The organism is Massilia sp. 2TAF26, assembly GCF_052115005.1.
Classification (GTDB): Bacteria; Pseudomonadota; Gammaproteobacteria; order Burkholderiales; family Burkholderiaceae_D; genus Telluria.
Genome location: NZ_JBFRFV010000154.1, coordinates 1 through 353, shown reverse-complemented (window position 1 = coordinate 353; position 353 = coordinate 1). Strand labels below are relative to the sequence as shown.

The following is a 353-nucleotide window of genomic DNA, read 5'->3' as shown; positions in this document are numbered from 1 at the left end:
GAGGGGATCTGCTTCTTCGATCGCAAGACGCCCGATCCGGTCGGCGCGGCGACGGTGAACTTCGAGACGGTCCTGAACCGCCGGCTGCCGTTGCGCGGATCGGGCGGCCTGACCTTCCGCGGCATGGCCTATGGCGAGCTCTATCCTGAGGAGGGACGCTACAACCAGGCCACCTTCGTCGCCCAGGCCGGGCTCGACTATCGCACGGCCAAGCTGGCTTTCGGCGTCGCGCCGTCGCTCGACGTCGGCACGCTGGGCGCCGAGCGTCTGTACGAGGCCCCCGGTCTGCATGCCGAGGTCAGCCGCGTGGTCGGCGCCTCGACCCTGGTCAAGCTGGAGGGAGACTACAAGGC

Annotated in this window: 1 protein-coding gene; it reads left to right on the top strand. The window is 69.1% G+C overall.

Annotated elements, in window-relative coordinates; genetic code table 11:
• Positions 1-353 (top strand): surface lipoprotein assembly modifier (locus tag AB4Z32_RS27915; protein ID WP_442125041.1); only part of this gene is annotated, 353 nt, incomplete at both ends.